Genomic DNA, 20,829 nt, shown 5'->3' on the forward strand with positions numbered 1-20,829 from the left:
ATCCTAGGAAAGCGCTTCGATCAATTTCTCGCGATCGACTTTCACCACCCAGTTTTCGATGTTGGTGACGCGGCCGGATTTGTCATCGTAGGCACGGTCCACGCGGCATTGGACGACGGTCTCGGCGTGTTGAATCATCGTCGGCAACCGGTCTTCCGGGAATGCCATGATGAGTTGCAGGCCGAAGTTTCGCGCCAGGGCAAGACACGCATCGATCCGGTCACCGGAAAGCTTTGAGAACGCTTCGTCCATGATGACGATGCCGAGATTCTTCCGGGTTTCACGGGGGCCGACATCGTAAACGCGTTGGAACGCGGCAAGCATCGCGACGAAAAACGGTGCCTGGTTCTCACCACCGCTTTGCTTCTTCGCGTTTTTGTTGAGCGAAATCGCAGCACCTTCGCCTTTGCCGGTCGGCGTCGCCTGGATGTCCCAGTGATGATAATATCGGTAGTCGAGCGCACGCTGGTGCTTGGGCTCGTCGGCGTTTTCGATCGCTGCCATGAGCGCTGCCTTGGCTTGCTCGATTTCCTCCTTGGCACCGGAAGCGAACAGCTCCAGCCCCGGATTGAGTCCTTTGTCGACCAGGGTCCAGATCGCACTGTGGCTGCGGTCCATGCGCATGGAAAGCTGGTAGCGCCAGCCGCCGATGTCGTGGTCCATCGCCCGGTTGAGTTCGCGTTTGGTGCGCTCGGCCTCGTCGAGTTTTTCCTTCAAAACATCGAGCACCTGATGCTGCAAGCGGTCTTCCCATTGCTTGCGCGCATCTTCCGCTTCCTGAACGTAGCGTTCCAACTCATGCGTTTGCAGCTCAGTACGACGTGCATCGTAGCGCGAGTTGTCGTCATCATTCGGATCAAATGCCTCGGCGGTTTCCGGATGGGTCTCGGCGAGTGCCTGGCGCTCACGATTGCGATCATTGCGAGCCTTGTCCGATTCGTATTCGCGGATGCGCGAAATTTCGGCGGCGGCTTCGAGTCGTTGCTGCCAGTTTGGAAATTGTTCGGTTGCGGAGTGGATCAGCTCTTCGATTTCGGCATCGAGCACGCCTTCCAGCGATTCGCGGCTTTGCTGGCGCTTGATGAACGAGGTGCGTTCTTCTTCCTCCAAACTGGTGATCAGTTCGGTCAGTAAGCGCTCCTGCTGCGCGAACTTTTCCATGCTGTTGGCAAGTCGGCCGATGCGTTCGATGACACCCTGGAAGGTTTTCTCCAACACCCGCAGCTTCTCCACGGTTTCCTCGCGCTCTGGCGTGGCAAGCAGTCGGATCGTTTCATCCAGCTGGCCGAGTTCTTTGCGCAAGCGCGGCAGGTCGCGCAATTTCGAACTGCCTGCCGGTGGATCGGCTTTGTCGAGTGCCCATTGCTCGCCGCGATGGATGAAGGTGCGCCAGTCGTCGCGGATGCGATTTTGCCGAACGAGTTCTTCTTTGACCTCGGCCAGCTCATCCTGACGCATTTCCCGCAAGCGGCGCAGACCTTCCTCGCCGATGGTGAATTCTTTCGCTGGATTGATGAGGCGACGGAGCGGCGGATCTTTCAGCCAGCCGTCTTTCGAGAACGCCCGTGGATGAGAATCCAGCTGATTCGCCGACTCAACGGCGGCGAGATCACCATAAAGGTGGTTCAGGTAATTCGCGGCCAGTTCGCTTTTGGTCTCGAAGAATCCGGCGACCGTTCCGGCTTTTGGTTTCTTCGGCGCGCGAGCGATTTCATCCGGATTGACGACGGGCTCATCGATGTGGCCGAGACGCCGCGCCTGATCCCATGCGGCCTTGAAATCTTCCGGTAAAACGGCATCGCGATGATTGCCGAGCAACGACTCTAACAAGGGCCACCATGGTTCGGCTTCGGCTTTGACTTCGATCACACGACCCAGTGCTTCGGCACGTTGTCCGCGGGATTTCAGAGCATCTAACAACGGCGATGGTGCGGCGGAACCTTTGTGATCGAGATCGTCCAGTTCGCGCTCCAATTTCGCTTCGCGCGCTTCGAGTTCCCGGATGCTTTCGGTGGTCGGGCGCAGCTCTTCGCCGGCGGCATTGATGAGTTGCTGGTAAATGCGCGGCATGCGTTGCGCGGCATCGAGCGCGGCCAATTCATCCGCTCCTTGCATCTGCTTGATCCAGCTCGCGGCAGATGCTGGTTCTTCCAAACCGAGCTCGCTGGCGAGGCGCAGCCATTGCTTCCACGATTGGGTGCGCTCGTGCAAAAATTGCCGGGCAGCCTTCTCTGTTTCACGCAGTGCGTCAAGTTCGCGCGCGACCTCATCGCGGCGAGCACGGTCTTCGGCCAGGCGGGCGATTTGTTGGTCGTTGCCGGCAACGAGGCGGACTTTTGCGAGTTGCGAATCCAGCTCATTCCGCTCGCGCAAAGCCTCTTCGTGATCGGCATTGTGCTCGGTGTTTTGAATCCGGAGCTGATCGATCTCGGTGCGTTTGGCGTCGAGGAATTCCAGCTTCTGTTCGTGGGAAAGCGCTTCGTGAAGGTGACCGTGCAGGCGCGCATCGCGATGCGTGCGGCGATAGGTCGCGTGCAGCTCGCCGATGCGCGTGAGGCGGGCGAACTGGTCATGCATTTTTTCCAAACGCTCCTGGGCACGGCGGTGCGCATCGACGCTGGCGCGAACCGCTTTCACATCCGGCATGCCGGGTTCTAACAAGTAGTCGCGGATGAATTTTTCGAACGACTCCACCGGCTGGAATGCCATCGAGTTCGGCAGCGTTTTGTTCATCTGGACGCGATCGAATCCGAGGTGGCCGCGGGCGCCCATTTCCTCGAGATACGATGCTTGGCGGTCAAAAACTTCGCCGCCGAGATCGCGTTTCACATGCACGCGAAACTCATCCTCTGGCATGAAAGCCACGGCATCTGGATCGAGATCCTGGCCGAGAAAGTCGTCCCGCTCCAGGCGTTGTGGCACGGTGAACCAAAGCGTGCGAGCACGGGCGGTCGGGCCTTCGAACTCGATCCGCGCACCCCAGGTTTCGCGGCGCGGCTCGGTCTCGCCATCGGCCAGCGGCCAGACAAATTCCAATCCGGCAAGCGTCACGCCGGACGGACGCAGGTAGCGTTCCTGGCCATCGGCGCCCTGCGTGTTGGTGTCGCAAAGGCAGTAGCCGCGCAAGGATCGACCGCTTCCGGCACCCGCGGCGGCTTTGTTGAAGCGGCTTTGCGCTTCACCCAGCATGACAAACTGGATCAGGTCTAACAGAACGCTCTTGCCCGAGCCATTGGCACCGGTGATGAGCGAAAGTCCGGAAAGATCGATGAAACGCCGGTAGCCATACCAGTTGATGGCGAGGATGCGGCTGAGGTGAACGCGTGATGACATATCAGTCGTCGGTAGAAGGAGTTTCAGTGACCGGAGCGGCGGCGTCTGGTTCGTAAAGCGCGGCTCGCGAGAGGCAGGATTCAAGCGAGTCAAAAGGAATCACGCGCGGCAGGCTGGGGAGAATTTCGATCAGCAATTCGCCGAGCTGCGATGCTCCCTCGGGCTTGTGCGTGCGGATCAGGCGATGGCGCTTCAACCGGCTTAGCAGCCCATCGAGGTGGGTTTTTTCCGGTGGATCGATTTGGTTGAAGGTGTCGCGGAATTTTGCCCAAAGTTCGTCTGCGCTTACCACGACCGCGTCGCTCGAACCGGTGGTGCGCTGGTCGTCCCAGATTTGCCACAGCACCAGCACCAGCAGCGTTTCGTCTTTGGTGAATTGCGAAAGCAGGTGGCAGGACTCCGGTCGTGGACGTGCCTGGAGCAGGGAAAAATCGTCGTCGACAATCAATTCAAGCCCGAGCGGGGCAAGGTAGTCCTTGAGGTGATCCTGGTAGTGATCGCGTGCGGTTAGAAAGAGGTCGCGACCGGATCCGGAGCTGCCGAGCAGGGTGCCACGGCCTAACAATTCCGCCAGAATTTCACGCAACGGATCGCGATCTTCTTCAGGAACATCGGACCAGAATCGGGGCCAGTGAGGATCGGACATAATGGGTGAAAAGGTTAGATGCGGCGGATGTTGAAGCGCTCCACCAGCCAACCGGCTTGGGTGTCGGTGGGAATGGTTTCCGGCTCCAATCCATCGGTGCGGCCCGGGCCATCGACGGCCCAGCGAATGCGCCGACCGTTGGCGATGACTGCATTGTCGTAAGCGGCGATGGCCAGCAGATCGAGCATGTCATCGACCTCGTTTGCGACGAAATCCGTGGTGCTGATCGAGCTCGTTACATCCGGTAACAGACGGGTGACCAAACGCGCGGCGCGTTGAGGTGTAAGGGCGAGCCGTTGACGTTCACGCAGCGCGGCGAGCGCTTCGTCGGTCGTCTCACCCACCGGTGATTCTCCGCCGAAGGTCAAATCGGCAGGCACTTTGGCGCGGCGCGTGCGGGCCAGCGACTCAATGCCGAAAAAGCATTTCACTTCGGGAATCCGCAGTTGGAAATCCGGTTCCGCGTCGCGCAAGGTTGCGAGCCGCTGGTGTTTGTAAGCCTCGTTGATCGCGTCGCAATAGCCCTTCACGATTTCCGGGCGGCGGCCGCGCAGCTCGGTTTGGTAGCGATAGCGTTGTTGCGAAAGTTGGTTGAACGATGCCATCCGCGCATCGATCGCGTCTGCAACCAGACGGATCGCGGCGATGCGGTGTTCCAAATCGCGCAGTGCTTTTTCAGCGCGATGCCAGGATTCCTCTTCGTCCCAATGGTAATGAGCAGCCAGACCTTCCGCCAGGCGCTCCTTCATCAACGGATCGGTGCGGCAATCGGCGACACGCGAACGCAAAGCCTGCAGTCTCGGCAGCAAGCCGTTTCGGCGAAGCGCATCGTAGCAAACCATGTGCTGACCGGCACCGAATTCGGCGTAAAGCAGTCGCAAGGTTTCGGCGGGCGTGTCGCTTGAGCGTTGGCGGCGATCGAAAACGGAAATCAGTTTTTCCACGCCGTGGAGCTGCACGATCGCGGTTTCCAAGCGGGCGTTCACGTCGGTGATGAGCGCGCGGATGATGTCCGGTTCGTGAATCCGGGCGTCGAGAACGCCGGGGCGCTCAAGCGTTTCACAAACGCCGCGAACGGTATCGGCAAAGGTTTTCAGCTCGGCGATCTCGTCCTCCGCAAGTTCGCGCAGCAGCCGCAACAGCGGACGCAGGCCAGGTGAAATGAGTGTCCATCGCTCGTGCAGGCCGAGCTGTTGGTCTTCCAGCCAGTTGGCCTCGCACAAGCGGTTGAAAATCTGCCCGGCTTTTTGGCGGCTGTCGCGCAACGCCGCGCCTTCGTCCATTTCCAGCACAATGTCCGGGTGCGACGAGAGCACTTCGCGGATCAGCGCGATCGATTCGGCGTGGGGAATGCGGCCGGCTTCGCCTGCAATTTCTTCCAGCCGTTCCGCGCAATCGACGTAAATCGCCGTCGACGGCCGGGTGAGCGGACGGAAAAAATCCCGCGACACGGCGGAGAGGAGTTTTTCACTGAGGACGGGCAGGAGCATCGGGCGGGCCGGGAGGATGCATGGGACCCCCCGGGTCCTCCAAGAGCGAAGTTGGGGATTTTATCGGTCTGGCGGTATTTTGCCAAATCCTGACCACGAGCTGGGTTTGGGCGGGAAAAGCGGATTGACGGGGCGCAAGTAGGAAGGGAGCTTGGGGCGCTCCTCCAGTCATCATGGGATTGAAACATTTTTCAGCGATTTTCCGGCCTTTTTGCATCCACTCCCGAGTTTCCTTGCTCACGCTGGCACTTGTTGGCATCGGCCACGCAGATCCCGGCGATTTGGATGAGGATTTCAATCCAGCGACAAATGGCCTGGTGCGTGCGGTCTCAATCCTTCCCGATCAAAGCATTGTCATCGGTGGCGACTTCACGGTGGTCGGAAATACCACGGTCCGCAGCCGGATGGCGAAATATTCCGCGGCTGGGGTATTGAGCTCCAGCTACACCCCGGTTGCCAATGGTGGTGTCTGGGCGCTCACCCCGCTCAGCGATGGCACCTTGTATGTTGGTGGACAATTCACCACGCTTGCTGGGGCGACAAGGATCCGCATTGGCCGACTTGCCAGCAGCGGCAGCATCGACACCAGCTTTGACGCAGGGAACAACGTGGCAACAGCCTCGGCGATCGGAGCGATTGAGCCACAGTTGTTTAGTGGAAATATCGTGGTGGGTGGGCCTGCCGGGGTTGAAAAATTGCAGCAAAACGGCGGCTCGGTTTCCACCGGTGTCTTTACTCCGGTCTTGTGCTCGGAAGCGAATCTCGGTGTCACCAACATCTCTGTCTTATCGGATGGAAGATACCTCCTTGGCGGATTATTTACCGCGAGCGGTAGCTCCACGGATGGGGTTGATAGCAACTTTTCGGATCGGATCCTGGAAAACGGCAAAGCGGATTCCGTTTACGCCACCAACATTTACGGCGGTGTCACCGCGCAAACGCTCCAAGCTGACGGGCGGATTCTGATCGGTGGCGATTTTGTCCAGGTGGATGGAAAGACGAAACCCTATTTGGCGCGTTTGACTTACACTGGGAGCCTCGATTCCACATTCAATCCCGTGGTGGATGGGCCGGTGCGAGCCATTGCCGTTCAAGCAGACGGGAAAATCCTGATTGGTGGGGATTTTAATAAAGTGAACAATGTGGTTTGGCCGAAATTGGCGAGATTGTATGCGAATGGTGATCTCGATACGACCTTCGATGCCAATTTTGCTGTCAGCACGAACTCGGTTTACGGCATCAGCCTCCAAGCCGATGGGCAAGTCATCGTGACCGGCATGTTTACGGTCATCAACGGGGTCCAGCGGCAATTCATTGCCCGACTTGAGAACGGTGATGCCACCGGCTGGTTTCGCGCCACCAGCCCGACCAGCATCCGCTGGATGCGTGGAGGAACCGCGCCGGAAGCCGAAACGGTAACCTTTGAATATAGCAAGTCGGGTGGCTGGACTTCTTTGGGCTATGCGACTCGTATCACTGGCGGATGGGAAATCAGCGGGGTGACCCTGCCCGCGGAATGTCAATTGCGAGCTTTCGCCCGGACCAAGAGCGGAAATTATGATGGTTCCACCAGCCTCCACATGGTCACCCAGGCCTATCCAAGTCCGGTGGCGATGATCACGGATGCCAGCGGAACGGAGATCGCCGACGGGCAATCGAAAGATCTCGGATTCGTTGGATCGGACGCCGTCGGTTCGTTTGATCTGATTTTGAAAAACCCGGGAACGGGCCCGCTCGGAGGCATTTCAGCGTATTTTGTAGGAGAAAACGCGAGCCGGTTTTCTCTGATCTCCGGTTTGGATTCCACGACCCTTGAAGCCGGCGCCAGCACTCCTTTTGAGATTGGAGTTTCAGCCGCCAATGGCGAAGAGGTGACAGCGGATCTGGTGCTGGTCAGCAATGATCCAACGACCCCGACCTACACCATCACGCTAACCGTGGAGGGAACCGATCCGAAAACCGGGTGGCTCTGGAAGTATTTCCAAGTCACAGAGGCAGAGGGTAGTGCGGCGGATGAAGCGGATCCGGATAGTGACGGGCAATCCAATGCGTTCGAGTATGCCGCTGGATTGGATCCGACCGACCCTGGCTCGCGTTTTCAGGTGACCGCAGAAGTTTCCGAAGGCATGCCGCTAATTCGATTCAGCCCATATCTGTCGGGACGGATCTATTCGGTGGAGACCAACACAACCCTGGAATCAACGGGCTGGAGCGCGGCAACTGGTCTGGTAACGACTACTGATGGCGCGGGAGTCTTCACCGGAGATGAACCGGTGAGTGGTAAAAGATTTTATCGCGTGGTGATCACACGCCCCTGAGGCTTGCCATAAAAATGCCGCCGGGTGATGCCCGGCGGCGAAAGCGGATAGGATTTGAAAAACGGGCGCTTCAGAGTGATGCCAGCGCTTTTTTCACAGCTTCAAAATCTGGCAGATCGCCAGGTGACTCGAGAACTTCGGCGTATTGGACGGTGCCTTCTTTATCGATCACAAACGCTGAACGTTTGGAAACGCCACCCATGATCAGATTTTTGGCAGGCAGGAATTGCTCGTAAGCGATGCCGTATGCCTCGGCAACTTCGTGCTCGTAATCGCTGAGCAGGGGAATCGTGATGTTTTCTTTTTGAGCCCAGATCTCCTGTGCGAACGGGCTGTCGCCAGAGATGCCGAATACCTTGGCGTCGAGTTTTTCGTAATCGCTGATGCCGTTTGAAAGGTCGCACATCTCAGTGGTGCAGACGCTGGTGAAGGCCATCGGGAAGAAAACGAGGACGATGTTGGCCTTTCCGAAATGATCGGACAGTTTGACAACTTCCGGCCCGGAGGCTGTTTTTGAAACGAGTGTGAAATCCGGTGCTTTTTGTCCGACAGTGATAGGCATGGTGGTTTCGGGGTTGTTATGGGTTCGATGCTGAGTATAGATGCCCGTCCCGACCGGTCAACCGGCGTCACGAAATGGCTTACGAATTCTCTAAATTTGGGCGGCAGCTCGGCTGCGGCAGTGGTATCGAAGAACTGATGGATGATTTGGGGCACGCCCTAGCGAGTGGGGGAGCCAACGTGAAAATGCTAGGTGGCGGGCAGCCTGCGCGAATTCCCGAGATGAATGCGGTGTGGCGCCGTCGGCTTGAAGAACTGATGGAAGAATCCGGCGGTCTTGAGCGTACGCTGACCTCATACGATCCGCCACGCGGGAATCCGCGATTTCTGGAAGCGATCGCCGGCATTTTCCGGGATCAATTCGGCTGGAATATCACGGCCGATAATGTGGCGGTAACGGCTGGTGGCCAAACGGCTTTCTATTTCTTGTTCAATCTGTTGGCAGGTCAAATGCCGGATGGATCGAGCAAAAAAATCCTGCTGCCGCTGGTCCCGGAATACATCGGGTATGCAAACCAAGGCATGTCCGGAGATTTGTTCCGTGCCTGCACGCCGACGATCGAGAAAACCGGTCCCCACGAGTTCAAATATCGGGTGGATTTCGACAACTTGAAGGTCGATTCCGATGTCGCGGCGATCTGCGCATCCCGCCCGACCAATCCGACCGGCAATGTGATGACGGATCAGGAAGTGGCACGACTTTCTGAGCTGGCGAAGGCCAACAATATCCCGCTGATCATCGACAATGCCTACGGTGCTCCCTTCCCAAGTATCATCTTCACCGATGCAACTCCATTTTGGGATGAGCATGTGATCCTGACTTTCAGTCTATCCAAAATCGGTCTTCCGGGTTCCCGCACAGGCATCGTGATTGGGCCACCCGAGGTGATCCGCGCGTTGGGTTCAATGAGTGCGATTGCCGGGCTTTCCAATCCGAGTACCGGACAGCAAATCGTGCTGCCACTCATCGAATCCGGTGAAATCCTCAAGCTTTCGCAAGAAGTGGTCCGGCCGTTTTACGAAGAGAAGTGCAAGCTTGCACGCCGTGCGGCGGAAGAGGCATTCGGCGACGAGGTTGAATGGTTCATGCATCGCAGCGAGGGAGCATTATTCCTCTGGTTGTGGTTCCCGGATCTTCCGATCACTTCGCGCGAGCTGTATGAACGCCTGAAAAAACGCGAGGTTCTGGTGATTCCAGGCGCACCGTTTTTCTTTGGCCACAGCGATGACAGTTGGCGCCACCGCGACGAATGCATCCGCGTTTCCTATGCGATGGATGAGGAAATCGTCCGCGACGGACTCCGCATCATCGCGGAAGAAGTCAAAAAGGCCTGGAAGGCAGTCGAAGTTTCCGTCTGATCATCAATCGGGTGGGGAGGCTGAATCGATCAGCCTTCCATCCATAAATTGAGAATCTCGACCGCTGCTGCTTGGTCGATGATCGCCTTTTGATGGCGTGCCTTGCGGCCGGCCTGGCGCAATTTTTCGGCAGCAGTCGAAGTGGTCAGGGTTTCGTCGACAAACACCAGTGGCAAAGTCGGAAGCCGGAGCTGGAGTTCCCGAGCAAACTCCCGGACCTTGGTGGCGGAGTCACCTTCACTGCCGTCCATGCGCAGGGGCAGGCCCACGACCAGGGTTTTGATCCGGCGCAGCTCGGCGATCCGCTGGATGCGCTCCAGTGGATCGGTCTTGGCCCGGTCGATGGTCTCGACCGGATGGGCTAAAATCCCGAAGTCATCGGTCGCGGCAACGCCGATCCGCGCCTCGCCATGATCGATGCCGAGGGCGGGATGGGGGCCGGAAGATGAATCGTGGTCGATCAAAGGAGTTCTTCCGGCAGTATGTCGGACAGTTTTTTGATCGCATCTGCTTGGTGACGATTTGCGATCAGCAAAGCGTCATCGGTTTGGACGATAATCAGGTCGTCGACACCGAGTAGGGCAACACGGGTGCCTTTGCGGGCGTTGAAGACGATGTTGTTTTCCGAATCCAGCTCGGAAACCGGTTCGTTCACGCGGTTCTCGCTGCCGGATTTTTCGAGGTATTTGGCAACGGAAATCCAGGAACCGACGTCGTCCCAATCGAAGGTCGCTTCGATGTTGAGTACGCGATCAGCGCACTCCATCAGCGCGTAGTCGATGGAAATGGGTGTCAATTTCGGAAATTGAGCTGACACAGTCGCATTCAAGTCGCTCGCGCGGCGGAGTTCGGAAATGAACCCGGACAATTCAGGCGCATGCTTGGTGAGCTGCTTGATCACGGTCGGCAACGACCAGACGAACATGCCGGCATTCCAGGAGAAACCACCCGCGGCGAGGAATTGCTCGGCCAGTTCCGGATTGGGTTTTTCGCGGAAACGCTTCACCTCAAACGGTGGGTGTTCGAGATCCAGGCCCGGAATTGAGGCGCGGTCACCGCGTTCGATGTAACCGTAGGATGGGCATGCCCAAGTTGGGCGAAGCCCGATGGTGACGAGACCGTCGGATGATTCAGCGACGGACAACGCGTCACTCATGACGGATTGATAAGCGGCGACGTCCTGGATCAGTTGGTCTGCAGGCAGAACCATCATGACCGCATCCGGATTGCGGGCAGCGACGAGGCCGATGCCGAGTGCTACCGCCGGTGCCGTGTCGCGCTTGGCGGGTTCAGCAAAAATATTTTCAGCGGGAAGCATCGGTGCGACTTCACGCACAGCGGCTTCTTGCAGGGAATTGGTAAGAATGAGAATGTTTTCGAGCGGAACCAGACCTTTCAGGCGGTCGATGGTTTGGTTCAACAAGGTGCCGTCGCCAAAAAGATTGAGCAATTGTTTCGGTTTGGAATTGCGGCTAAGAGGCCAGAAGCGGGTGCCGGAGCCGCCGGCGAGAATGAGTGCGTAGGTATTTTCCGGAAGAGGCATTTCGACTCGAACGATACTGAAAAGGCTCAGTTCGAAAAGAGAGAATGCGGCTGCTCATTTTCTTTTTCCGGAGTTGTCGCCGGATTCCGGAGCGTTTAAGGTTTTGTCATGGCAGATGATTACTCGGATACCACTCCGGAATGGATTGAGACCAGTGCCCTGGCGGCTCCCGCGTTGATTGGTGCGGCTGCCGGGTTGTTGTTAGGTGATTTGATGAACCGCGGTGCGCGCCGCGGAATCGGCATCGGTTTGGGAGCGGTGGGTGTGGCGGCAGTGATGCCATTTCTGGTGGGCGGCGTGGCCGGATTGGTCACCGGGCCTCGCAGCAAATTCGGCGTCCGCCGGAAAATCCAACGCATCCGCGATGCCGGCATCGGCACTCCGCGGTCAGACGATGTCGACCAAGAACTTCGCGAGCAAGGCTTGGTCTGATTCTTGATTCGTTCTACGTGAACCGCCTGAGCCGAAAGGCTCAGGCGCGATATTCATGATCCGAGCGGGAACACGATCCGTGAGCTGACCGCGTAGTGATCCGAGGCAAACGGAGGTTCTTCAAACTGGATTCCTGACTTCAATACCTTGGCGTTCCGCGTTACCAAAATATGATCGAGTTTGAAGTCGCCGCGCCGAACCGATTCCCATTGGTGGAAGGTTCTTCGATTTGGATCATTCGGATGAAGGGCGTTGAAGGTGTCTAGCAAGCCATTCGGCCATTTTTGCTTTTTCCCATCGATTGTCGCCCGTTCGCCACGAAGAAAGGCAACAGCGGGGTTGTTTTCGATGGCATTGAAATCGCCAACCAGAATGACGGGGTCTTGCGGGAACTTGCGCTGATCGATCCGGCTGGCAATCAGCATCGCTGCGTGTTCGCGAGAATTTTGGTTCCGATGATCCCAGTGGGAGTCGAAAAAGTAAAAACCGCGTCCGGTTGCGCGATCCGTGAGGTGAACCCATGTGGCGGTGCGGGGAAGCGTGTTTCCCCAGGTCATGGAGCCTGGGATTTCGGGAGTGGACGAAAGCCAGAACGTTCCGCAGTCGGATTGATCCAATTCGAATCGCGATCTTAGAAAGAAAATGCCGGAGTATTCGCCGCCTCTTTTTCCATCTTCCCGCCCAACCCCAAAGAACTCATAGTCCGGGAGAGAGGCCCAGAGGTCCGCAGCAGGTCCATGGAGTGCTTCCTGAACGCCAAAAACGTCCGGGGCGATATCATGGATGATGTGAACGACCTTGGCGATGCGGTGCGGCCAGTTATTACGGGGATCATCCTCCTGGTGGGCGTATCGAATATTGAAGCTGGCGACCTGGAGCTCCAGCAATCCGTCTTCACGCACCGCAACGGTCTTGGGTGGCCCGAGATCCTGGGTTTTCCGGCAGGAAAGGGTCAGGGCCAGGAAGGCTGCCAATAGCAATTTAGATCCGGTTCCGTTCTTCAGGAGCATCGCGGCGCAGTCTTGGGCTGAAGGTTGATGCGGAAAAGTTCCAATTTGGCATTCCTCCATTTTGAGGTTACCCGTGTTAGATGAACGAAAATATTCAAGATATCAAAAGTGAGGTGGATCACGATATGACTCCTGAATGGCTGGAGTTGGGAACCAGTGCCAAAACGATGGCTACTGCACTGGAAATCAGGACAATCGGGACCGAATATGAGGCTGATGTCCGTGCCTTGTCCGGTAAAGTTGCGCAGTTGTGTGAACACGTTGAAAGCATCCACGGCGGTGTCATTTCATTGCTTAACCAATTGGATCACGCCGATATTTCAACGGATGCTACGGAGGAAATTCAGGCTGAAAATGTTCAAATCGAGCGTGAAATGCACGAATTCAAAGGCGACACGAAAGAGAACTTCCGGGATGTGGTTAAGGCGCTATTCATGTGGCGCGATGATCCTGTCGAGCGGGTGCAGCAGAAGAAAGCAGTTGGTGCGAAGTAACTCATTTCCAGTTTCCAACCTGCAAAGTCAGGAAGCAAAAAAGCCGCTCCCGGCGAAGGAAGCGGCTTTTTGTATGAAAACGTATCGTTCGACAGCGAGGGCAATTAAGCCTCCACAGGAGCCAGCACGTTAACGCGGCGGCCTTCACGATCGAAGGTAACTTTGCCGTCAACGAGGGCGAAAAGGGTGTGATCACGGCCCATACCGACGCCAAGGCCAGGATGAACTTTCGTGCCGCGTTGGCGGATGAGGATGTTGCCGGCGATTACGGCTTGGCCGCCGAATTTTTTGACGCCGAGGCGTTTGCTGCGTGAATCGCGACCGTTTTTAACGGAACCTTGTCCTTTTTTGTGGGCCATGGTGGTAGAAAAGTTGAGTTAGATTCAGCCTGCGATCGAAGTGATCTCAAGCTTGGTGAGGTGACGGCGGAAGCCTTTGGTTTTGTGGAATCCCTTGCGGCGCTTGAATTTGAAAGCGATGCCTTTAGGGCCGCGGTGTTGGCTGAGGACCTTGGCGGTAACCGAAGCGCCTGCAACGCTAGGAGTGCCAACTTTGACGCTGTCTCCTTCGCCAACGAGGATGACCTCGTCGAAGGTGATTTCGGAATCGACGGCGGCGTCGAGCTTCTCGACATCGAATTTGTCGCCTTCTTGGACGCGGTATTGTTTACCGCCGGTTTTGATCACTGCGTAGGCCATGGCCGTTAGGGAAAAAATGAGAATTTATCCGCCGGTTCGGGCGGGCAGGGACAACAACACGGGTCCCCGGGATGGGCAAGGATTTTTTTTAGAATCTGTGAAAGGATTGCGCGTTTCTCTGGAGATTGGCTGAAAAATTTTCGTTTAGGGTCACCCTTTGATCAAAAAATGCGCCCGGCTTTGGAGCACGAGCGCATGGTTTGGTGAAAATACTGAAGCGGAAATCCGACCGGAAAACGGATCGTTTACCAGTTGGTGTTGGTTCCGCGGGTATCGATGTGGGTGAAAGTTGGGTAGCTGCCGATGCCGCCTTTGAACAAGCCACGATCGCGAAGGTTTCGAGCGGCTGCGGTCACTACGGACGCGCGGACTGGGAATTGCACATCCACCGCGACGTTCGCTTGGTGCCAAGAGCCTTTCTTCGCACCGGGGCAGCGGGCGTTGTAGGCTGGGCAGCGATAGGCCGATACGACGTTTTTGACAGGCATGTCGAGTTCCACCGCCACGCGATCAATCACGCGGAGGGTGTAGCCCATGCGAGTCCACCATTGCTTGGGTGGGAGCGTATTCCAGACACCGTTGCGGGATTTTGCGTGTGCCTCGACCACTTGGTGGGCACTGAGGCGCTTAAGATTGAGAGAAGCGAGGTAGCGGTCGTAGTCGGTGATGAGCGATCCGTGGCGCTCGACCCATTCGTCCGGGAGGCTGTCGATGCAGATGTCAGTTTTGACGCCTGCTGCTTTGACCGCTTCGTTGGCCTTGCCCTTCACCACGATAATTTTCGGCGTGTCGCTTTTTTTATGAAAGAGAAACGCGCTGGCCGGGGTAGAGGATGCTAGTAGAGCAAGTCCGGCAAATCCCATTGAACCCATAATCCCTCGGCGGTTGACCAGTTGAAAGTTGTCTTCGATTGGGAGCGAGGGGACTGGCTGGTTCGACATGGGGGTGAAAAATTGGGGTTTCAGTGCTTGGAGCGCGTTCCGTGCCAAGCATTTTGCATCGTGGCTCGGGCAACTTGCGAAAATTCCCGGCTACCCAAGCAGAGAGAGAGGCCCGGACAAGGTAAAATGACCTGAAAGTGCGCGGAATTCCGAAAGATCGCCGAATTTCTGGCGTATCGTGCGATTTGCAAATCAATCTGTCACACCTTGCTGTCGGGAAACGAGGGCGAGGATGAAGCCAGCCAAAGCAACGGTGATGATGCCCCAATCTCCGATCGTTGCGTAAAGCGTGGTGGCTGGGTTCAGCGGCACCATGACTTTGGTCAGCAAGCCGCCACTGGTGAAATGGCTGCCGGTTGCATCGGTGAGAACTTGGCGTTTGCCGGTGAGCGGTTGGAGCAGGCTGCCGGTGGAATCCAGCGCTGCACTGACGCCGGTGTTGGCACAGCGCAGCATGGGGCGCCGCAATTCGATCGCCCGGAACAGGGCGTTGTTGAAATGTTGGTCTGCCGCTTGGCTTTCGCCGAACCAGCCATCGTTGGTGACGTTCACAATCACTTGAGGACCGGAGCGGACGAAGCGCCGGTTCAGTCGCGGCACGGTGTCCTCAAAGCAAATGCTGGGAATGATGCCGATTTCCTGGCCACCGCTGGTTTGTGCGGTCAGAGGTTCGAAGGAATCACCTGGCGTGAACGAGCCTCCCCATTCGGCTCCGGCTTGCTCGGCGTAGATTTTTTTCAGCCACGGCATGGAATCGATGAACGGGATGGTTTCACCAAAAATCACCAGATGGTGTTTGTGAAAGGTTTGCAGGTCGTTCTCCGGCGAGCGGATGGCGAGCGCGTTGTAGACGTGTCCGCCGTTTTTTCGATACAATTGGCCCTCAGTGGATTCTGCCTCGATTTCGTTGGAGCCGTAGATGATGGTGAATGGCGGGTAGCCGCGCCGCACGTTGAGGATGGTGCTGGTGTTCTGTTCCCACTCACCCCATTCGCCGTCACTGGTGCGGAAAATTTCGCCACCGAGTGCGCTTTCAGGCCAGAGAACCCAGTCGGGGGCATCCCCGGGTTTGAGCGATTCCATCGCCTTCGCGGTTTCGTCCTCGTAGGACAGGTTGACCTTCAATCCGTCCCACAGCCTTTGGCTTGCTTCCTGAGGAATATTGAGCTGGACCAGAAGCGCTTTCAGGGGAACCGCGACGCGTTTTTTTTCGGATTGGATCCGCCAGAATCCGTAGCCGATGACCACTGCCAGGATCACAGCGGTGATTCCCAATGTCCGGGCTGCTGTGGTTTTATTGGCGGATGATTGAGCGGAATACAGCCAGGCGGATTGGAAAAATACCGCGAGCATCGAAAGCCCGGTGACGCCGAGCAAATCGGCCGATTGGGCAATCAAGCGGGTGTCGTGAAACGCGATGCCAAGTCCGTTCCAGCCGAAGCCGGTGAAAAGCCAGCTGCGCAGCCATTCCAGGCCGCCCCATACCGCCCCGAGGTAAAGCGCGAGCAGGATCGGCTTCGCTCGCGAGCGACGTGGATTTCCCAAAGTGGCGGCAAATGCGCCGAACATACCCCAGAAAATCGCCAAATAGAGCGGCAGAAGCACCGCTCCGAGCGTGGAAACTTCAGTCAGCCAAAAAAGTTCGATCCCGAAGGCGATAACTCCTCCGAGATAACCAAGCGCAAATCCTTTCGCCGCGCGGCGTTTGGCGGTTTTTGCATCGACCGACCAAATCGCATACAACAACGGTATCACCGCAATCCAAACCAGAAACGTGGCGTTGAATGGTGCGAACATGAGCCCGACCAATCCACCACTCAGCATGGCGGCTGGCCATTTGAGCCAAGCCGGAGGCTGTTTGGATTTTACGAAAATTCCCATGCGCGGAGCTTCAACCGTGGGATCGCCCCGGTCCACTGCGAAAAGCGCTGGCAGCCGTATTATGGAGCCCAGGAATGTTGGTCCCAGAATTTACGAAGATCTTGCTGGGTGCCATTGAAGGCATTGTGTTCCAGCGGCCTGTCCATGGTGCCAAAGTATTCGGGGGATTTCCACGGGCCATGATAGTAGTGTTTGGAAATGGAGCGCCCGGACCATTCCACGCCGCCGTATTGCCACATCGCCCAATCATTCCAGACCCCGTAGGCATTCATCAGGTCCTTGGGGGTGCGGAATCCAGAGGTGTGGGAATACAGCGCGAGCCAATATGGGCATTGGCGGATGCGACGTTTTTGTGCGGAGCTTGCATTGCTGAGCGTGCTGCGAAGCTGGGCGCTGTTTTCCAGATAGATGACCGGTAGCACTCCGGTTCGCTGTTGGATGCGATTGATGAAGGCGATGAAATCACCGGGATCGGATTTGGTATCGAAATCACCGACTAACAAAATCTTTCTGCCCTGCAGTCCGCGGCTGGAGGTGATTTCCTTCAGGCGGGAAAGATAGCGATCCGCTTGCCAGACGGGATCGACGTCCGCCAGGACGAAGTAATAGGTGCCGAGCAACATGCCCTGGCGGTTGGCAGCGCTCAGGAAATCCGCGCATTTGTCATCGATCAGGCGGCCTTTCCCGGTCCGGGCGATGAGGCCCAGGGCACCGTTTTGCTTCAGCCCTGAAACGTCATTTTGCGAAAAGGAGTCGCCTCCGCGTTGTCGTTCTTTGGGATCGTAGGAAGAGACATTCACGATTTTCGGAGCCTGGGCCAACTCAACCCGGCCATACCCACCACAGCTGTTCAGCAACCATGGCATGGCCAAAGTTGCGACGAATCCTGCCAACGAAAGAAAACGCATGACCTATCTAACGACCTGATTCGGCAGGAAGCAAGAAGTGATGAGTTTCGGCAAGTCTTACGAGTTGCACCGGATTCTAACAAATGCAGTGTGGGCGGAGGAAATCAGGCCAAGCGGAGCAAGACCGATGCCCAGATAAACTGCCCACACCAGAACTGGCGTGGCAAATAATCCATCGAGCTCGATTTGCTCATTTCGCGGCGCAACCCATAGCGACAGCGCAATCCCAGCTAAGACTGAAGCCATCGCAAAGCTTCGCCAAAACCAGCCAGGTGTTTTCTTCCAGGCCGCGTTGAGAGAGATCGCGAAAAGGCAGAAGAACAGCATGGGCACGGTGAAGGAGGGAGCGAACACCGTGAGCGCAAAGGTGAAAATCAGGCATTGGCTGGCACCCAATGTTCCGAGTGAGCGAATGCTGAAAAGCGGTCGAGGTTCCATGGATTTTTTTGTTAGTGGCTGGAGATGGCGTTCTTGACACACGCTTCCGCATGATCGCGGCAATAATCCGGCGTGATCCAACCCATCCATTTTGAGATTTGTTCGCGCGACTCAAGGGCGGCGGCATAAATCCCGTCAATATCACTCAACTGATAGGGCCGGATGGAAAAGGTGCTCATTGGATGCGAACTAAGCGGATGTCATGAAATGGGTAAATCCCGAATGGGCGTGGTTCGAAAAAATCTGAAATTCTTGTAACCAATCGCGCTCGTTATGCATTTGTGATCACGATGAAGACCTCAACTGCTTATCTTTTATTAACTGTCGGATTTACATGTCTTGCTGCCTGCGCGGCACCATCGCGCGGGAACGGCAAACGGCTCGAAGCCAAATTCGCAGAGCTCGACACCAATCACGATGGCAAGCTCGACTACGCCGAATTTTCGAAATCTCGTGTCGCGGCAAACTCGGATGATCCGAAGTCGCTTTTCAACAAGGCTGATACCAATCACGACGCCTTCCTGTCCCAGGAGGAGATCCTGATTGCGATCAAGAGCCGCAAGGGCTGAAGTTCACCATTTTCATGCAGCCCAGATTCGTTTTTAGCATCATTGATGCAACGATCTGGGCAGCAAAATCAGTAGCTGCTAGAAACTTCTCATGGTTCTCGGGGAAGGAATAGGTAGATCAAACTTCCGAGAAGATTTAGGCATACAATTAGAACGATGCCGATGATCCGGTTGGTGTCACTGAGCCTCGGGTTGCGGATGCATGCAATGAGAGACCACAGCCAGAGCAGGAAGCCGCCGAATCCGATTAGCCCGAACATTCCTAATACAAATAGTTCGGGTGCTCCAATGCCAGTGGCGCCTAGTAGGTAAGGGGATAGATTCATAGGGAATTGGTGATTGCAGAGCTATCAGATGGTAGTGATTTCAGGCAATTCCAATTGCGGGCTGAGTTTGGACTGCGCCGACGGCTGCTTTTCAATTTGACGCTGTGGATTGCGCACCGAACTCTTCATGGTGCTAGTTCGGACATTTGAGAGATTTTTGGCCTTGTTCATTCGCTGGCGGAAGGAGCCGTTGATGCCTGTGGCCTTGTTGCTGGCGTCATTAGGTCTCTGGGCATTCCTCGGCATCAGTGATGAATTGGGAGAACGGGAAACTCACCAATGGGATGAGAAGATTTTGCTGTCGATGCGCGAGCCCAGCGATTTGGCAGAGCCGATCGGGCCGGACTGGTTGGAGGAAAGCGGTCGGGATCTAACAGCCTTGGGCGGGTTTACCATTCTAACAGGCCTGACGCTGGCATCCATAGGCATCGCTGTGCTGTTGCGGAGGCCGCGCATCGCGGTGGTGATTGCAGTCGCGATTACAAGCGGAATGGCCTTGGTGCAATGGTTGAAGAGCGGCTACGACCGACCACGGCCAGATCTGATTTCGCACGGCACGGTGGTTTCCAATGCCAGCTTCCCGAGTGGGCACTCGACAATGTCGGCCGTGGTTTGGCTGACGTTGGGGTTGTTGCTGGCGCGGACCCAACCAAGTCGGGCGATGCGTATCTACCTCATTTCGCTTTCCGTTCTGATCACCTTATTGGTGGGCATGAGTCGGGTTTACCTCGGAGTTCACTGGCCCACCGATGTGTTGGCCGGCTGGGCACTTGGCGCGGCGTGGGCGCTGGGTTCGTGGGTGATAGCGGTCTGGTGGGATCGGAGATCGGCGGCGCTAGGCGATGTCGTCGGGAATTGATCGACGCCGTCGAGGATTTCGTTCAAGGACATCGCATCATGATGAAGCGGACGATTGGGACTTTGGCGTTTTTATGGGTTACGACTCTGTCGGGCATTTCAGCTCCCTCGGATTGGAAGCTGGTTTGGTCGGACGAATTCGCGGGGAAGGAAATTGATTTCACCAAATGGTCGGTCGAAGAAAATGGCCATGGCGGCGGCAACAACGAGTTGCAGTTCTATGTGGACAGGCCGGAAAATGTGAGAGTCGAAAATGGCAATCTGGTGATCGAGGCTCGGCGTGGAAAATTCGGATCAGGCGGCGTCGAAAAAGAATTCACCTCCGGGCGAGTTCGGACCAAACGCCATGCTTCGTGGAAATACGGTCGCTTTGAAATCCGCGCCAAGCTGCCTGGCGGGCAGGGGATTTGGCCGGCGATCTGGATGTTGCCGGACAAAGAGCCCTACGGTGGATGGGCGGCGAGTGGTGAAATCGACATCATGGAACTCGTCGGCCACGAATGGGACACGGTCCATGGCACACTTCATCACGGAGCGAGCTGGCCAAACAACGTTCATACCGGTCAACCGTTCAAATTGAAGAAGGGCAACTTCGGCGACGATTTCCATGTGTTCGCCCTGGAGTGGGAAGAAGGTGAGATCCGCTGGTATGTGGATGGCAAACTCTACCAAACTCAGAATCAATGGAGCTCGACTGGCGGGAAATTCCCAGCTCCGTTCGACCAGCCATTTCACCTCATTTTGAACGTGGCGGTCGGCGGGAATTGGCCGGGGCCACCGAACGATGCCACCGTATTTCCCCAGCAAATGCTGGTCGATTGGGTGCGGGTTTATCAAAAAAAATGAAATAACACCGCCCGGGGCTTTCTCTCACCATCGATTCAATTCCTTTGGAATGGTGTTAGCAGTGATCCGTGGAAGGTCTGATGAAATTCCCGCTGAATCCACTCAACGGGCAGCAGCCTAAACCGGAAAAGTCTGGCGATATTGGGCAACTGATCATGCGCAAACTTTTTCACCGCTA

At 56.5% G+C, this 20,829-nt stretch carries 21 protein-coding genes; 7 read left to right on the top strand and 14 right to left on the bottom strand.

The window, feature by feature from the left end; all coding sequences use genetic code 11:
• Positions 1 to 3 precede the first annotated feature (3 nt).
• Genes JIN85_RS09690 through JIN85_RS09700 form a run of 3 tightly spaced genes read right to left on the bottom strand, consistent with a single transcriptional unit; the run spans position 4 to position 5,469 of the window.
• A complete protein-coding gene (locus JIN85_RS09690; RefSeq protein ID WP_200270096.1) occupies positions 4 to 3,333 on the bottom strand; it encodes an SbcC/MukB-like Walker B domain-containing protein in 3,330 nt (1,109 codons plus the stop codon).
• 1 nt (position 3,334) lies between these two features.
• Positions 3,335 to 3,979 carry a DUF4194 domain-containing protein gene (locus tag JIN85_RS09695; protein WP_200270099.1) on the bottom strand — a complete coding sequence of 215 codons (645 nt, stop codon included), beginning with the start codon at positions 3,977 to 3,979 and terminating at the stop codon, positions 3,335 to 3,337.
• 14 nt (positions 3,980 to 3,993) lie between these two features.
• Entirely contained in the window at positions 3,994 to 5,469 is a 1,476-nt protein-coding gene (locus tag JIN85_RS09700) for a Wadjet anti-phage system protein JetA family protein (RefSeq protein WP_200270100.1), read from the bottom strand.
• Positions 5,470 to 5,702: 233 nt separating this feature from the next.
• On the opposite strand from JIN85_RS09700, the gene JIN85_RS09705 reads away from it, so the two are divergent.
• Positions 5,703 to 7,787 carry a delta-60 repeat domain-containing protein gene (locus tag JIN85_RS09705; RefSeq protein WP_200270102.1) on the top strand — a complete coding sequence of 695 codons (2,085 nt, stop codon included), beginning with the start codon at positions 5,703 to 5,705 and terminating at the stop codon, positions 7,785 to 7,787.
• 70 nt (positions 7,788 to 7,857) lie between these two features.
• Here the strand turns inward: JIN85_RS09705 and JIN85_RS09710 are convergent, their stop codons facing one another.
• Positions 7,858 to 8,349: a redoxin domain-containing protein gene (locus tag JIN85_RS09710; RefSeq protein WP_200270104.1), complete on the bottom strand. Its 492-nt coding sequence runs from the start codon at positions 8,347 to 8,349 to the stop codon at positions 7,858 to 7,860.
• Between the two features lie 74 nt (positions 8,350 to 8,423).
• Here JIN85_RS09710 and JIN85_RS09715 point away from each other — a divergent pair, with 74 nt between their 5' ends.
• Positions 8,424 to 9,707 carry a valine--pyruvate transaminase gene (locus tag JIN85_RS09715; RefSeq protein ID WP_200270106.1) on the top strand — a complete coding sequence of 428 codons (1,284 nt, stop codon included), beginning with the start codon at positions 8,424 to 8,426 and terminating at the stop codon, positions 9,705 to 9,707.
• A 29-nt stretch (positions 9,708 to 9,736) separates the two neighbouring features.
• On the opposite strand, the gene ruvX is transcribed toward JIN85_RS09715, so the two are convergent.
• Together ruvX and JIN85_RS09725 are read right to left on the bottom strand one after the other, a co-directional pair.
• Positions 9,737 to 10,171, bottom strand: coding sequence for a Holliday junction resolvase RuvX (gene ruvX, locus JIN85_RS09720; RefSeq protein WP_234047347.1), 435 nt, complete (start codon positions 10,169 to 10,171; stop codon positions 9,737 to 9,739).
• Positions 10,168 to 11,250: a mannose-1-phosphate guanylyltransferase gene (locus tag JIN85_RS09725; RefSeq protein WP_200270108.1), complete on the bottom strand. Its 1,083-nt coding sequence runs from the start codon at positions 11,248 to 11,250 to the stop codon at positions 10,168 to 10,170. Before JIN85_RS09725 ends, ruvX begins: the two co-directional genes overlap by 4 nt.
• Before the next feature lie 108 nt (positions 11,251 to 11,358).
• Between JIN85_RS09725 and JIN85_RS09730 the strand changes: the two genes are divergently transcribed.
• Positions 11,359 to 11,682: a hypothetical protein gene (locus JIN85_RS09730; protein WP_200270110.1), complete on the top strand. Its 324-nt coding sequence runs from the start codon at positions 11,359 to 11,361 to the stop codon at positions 11,680 to 11,682.
• A gap of 53 nt (positions 11,683 to 11,735) precedes the next feature.
• Here JIN85_RS09730 and JIN85_RS09735 read toward each other — a convergent pair whose 3' ends face one another.
• Complete coding sequence (locus JIN85_RS09735) at positions 11,736 to 12,692, bottom strand: endonuclease/exonuclease/phosphatase family protein (RefSeq protein WP_200270112.1); 957 nt, start codon at positions 12,690 to 12,692, stop codon at positions 11,736 to 11,738.
• A gap of 80 nt (positions 12,693 to 12,772) precedes the next feature.
• Between JIN85_RS09735 and JIN85_RS09740 the strand changes: the two genes are divergently transcribed.
• Positions 12,773 to 13,186: a hypothetical protein gene (locus JIN85_RS09740; RefSeq protein WP_200270114.1), complete on the top strand. Its 414-nt coding sequence runs from the start codon at positions 12,773 to 12,775 to the stop codon at positions 13,184 to 13,186.
• 104 nt (positions 13,187 to 13,290) lie between these two features.
• Here JIN85_RS09740 and rpmA read toward each other — a convergent pair whose 3' ends face one another.
• From rpmA to JIN85_RS09775, 7 genes are all read right to left on the bottom strand, one after another.
• On the bottom strand, positions 13,291 to 13,545 hold the full coding sequence (gene rpmA / locus JIN85_RS09745; RefSeq protein ID WP_200270116.1) for a 50S ribosomal protein L27: 255 nt from the start codon (positions 13,543 to 13,545) through the stop codon (positions 13,291 to 13,293).
• A 24-nt stretch (positions 13,546 to 13,569) separates the two neighbouring features.
• Entirely contained in the window at positions 13,570 to 13,884 is a 315-nt protein-coding gene (gene rplU / locus JIN85_RS09750; RefSeq protein WP_200270118.1) for a 50S ribosomal protein L21, read from the bottom strand.
• Between the two features lie 245 nt (positions 13,885 to 14,129).
• Positions 14,130 to 14,825 carry a D-Ala-D-Ala carboxypeptidase family metallohydrolase gene (locus JIN85_RS09755; protein WP_200270120.1) on the bottom strand — a complete coding sequence of 232 codons (696 nt, stop codon included), beginning with the start codon at positions 14,823 to 14,825 and terminating at the stop codon, positions 14,130 to 14,132.
• Between the two features lie 192 nt (positions 14,826 to 15,017).
• The gene (gene lnt / locus JIN85_RS09760) at positions 15,018 to 16,706 is read right to left on the bottom strand and encodes an apolipoprotein N-acyltransferase (RefSeq protein ID WP_200270122.1); all 1,689 of its coding nucleotides are present in this window, start codon (positions 16,704 to 16,706) and stop codon (positions 15,018 to 15,020) included.
• Between the two features lie 59 nt (positions 16,707 to 16,765).
• On the bottom strand, positions 16,766 to 17,614 hold the full coding sequence (locus JIN85_RS09765; protein WP_200270124.1) for a GH25 family lysozyme: 849 nt from the start codon (positions 17,612 to 17,614) through the stop codon (positions 16,766 to 16,768).
• A gap of 57 nt (positions 17,615 to 17,671) precedes the next feature.
• Positions 17,672 to 18,052 carry a hypothetical protein gene (locus tag JIN85_RS09770; protein ID WP_200270126.1) on the bottom strand — a complete coding sequence of 127 codons (381 nt, stop codon included), beginning with the start codon at positions 18,050 to 18,052 and terminating at the stop codon, positions 17,672 to 17,674.
• A gap of 11 nt (positions 18,053 to 18,063) precedes the next feature.
• Positions 18,064 to 18,231 (bottom strand): hypothetical protein, encoded by a 168-nt coding sequence (locus tag JIN85_RS09775; RefSeq protein ID WP_200270128.1) that lies wholly within the window; start codon positions 18,229 to 18,231, stop codon positions 18,064 to 18,066.
• Between the two features lie 111 nt (positions 18,232 to 18,342).
• On the opposite strand from JIN85_RS09775, the gene JIN85_RS09780 reads away from it, so the two are divergent.
• From JIN85_RS09780 to JIN85_RS09795, 3 genes are all read left to right on the top strand, one after another.
• Entirely contained in the window at positions 18,343 to 18,621 is a 279-nt protein-coding gene (locus tag JIN85_RS09780) for an EF-hand domain-containing protein (RefSeq protein ID WP_200270130.1), read from the top strand.
• A gap of 483 nt (positions 18,622 to 19,104) precedes the next feature.
• Positions 19,105 to 19,806, top strand: a complete 702-nt coding sequence (locus tag JIN85_RS09790; protein ID WP_200270134.1) for a phosphatase PAP2 family protein — start codon at positions 19,105 to 19,107, stop codon at positions 19,804 to 19,806.
• Complete coding sequence (locus tag JIN85_RS09795) at positions 19,803 to 20,651, top strand: glycoside hydrolase family 16 protein (RefSeq protein WP_200270136.1); 849 nt, start codon at positions 19,803 to 19,805, stop codon at positions 20,649 to 20,651. Before JIN85_RS09790 ends, JIN85_RS09795 begins: the two co-directional genes overlap by 4 nt.
• The last annotated feature ends 178 nt before the right edge of the window (positions 20,652 to 20,829 follow it).

The organism is Luteolibacter pohnpeiensis (genome assembly GCF_016595435.1).
GTDB lineage: Bacteria > Verrucomicrobiota > Verrucomicrobiia > Verrucomicrobiales > Akkermansiaceae > Luteolibacter > Luteolibacter pohnpeiensis.